Raw genomic sequence first — 634 nt, forward strand, 5'->3', positions numbered from 1 at the left:
CGACAGGCTATCGTTTTTCAGAAGTTGAAAACGATTATGAGTGACCGTGAATTTTGGGTGACGAATAGTGTACGACTCCAGAATCGGATCATTCGTTGGTTAGACATTCGGTTCCCCGAGTATTTCTCGGTGTTTAAAGACTGGACCTGCAAACGTTCCTTAGCTACTCTTAAGAAATTTCCTTCTTCGCAGGATATAGAGTCTCTATCCGTATCAGAGGTGATCACGGGATGGAGAGAGCATATGAAGCGAGCTGGTGGCTCGACTGGTATGCAGAAGGCAGCGCAGATCATCGCTCAAGCTAAGAACAGTATAGGCGAAACGACTGCTCTAAATGAAGCAAAGCAGGATTTACGATGGCTATTACAAGAGTTCGAGCAGATGGTTGAGATACTAGAGAGAATTGAAAAAGATATAGAAGTGTTGCTCAGCGAAATTCCTATGGCTGATCATCTTCGATCTATCGGCCTTGGCATTAAAGAATGATGAAATAATTATTGATAAGCTAAATGAAATAACAGAAAGGACAAAGTAGGAGATGTTGTCAGTAATCTAGGCTGGTGTTTATTTGCGTTCATGAGCGTTCCGCTAACGGGAAACGATAGCACAATTACAAATAGGCTGCCAGCATCAG

1 pseudogene is annotated in these 634 nt (G+C 42.7%); it reads left to right on the top strand.

The annotated features are described in order from the left end of the window. Window positions 1–486 (top strand): annotated as a pseudogene (locus tag GC098_RS18240) (IS110 family RNA-guided transposase); the annotation flags it as partial. Window positions 487–634 lie beyond the last annotated feature (148 nt).

The organism is Paenibacillus phytorum (assembly GCF_013141715.1).
Lineage (GTDB): Bacteria > Bacillota > Bacilli > Paenibacillales > NBRC-103111 > Paenibacillus_E > Paenibacillus_E phytorum.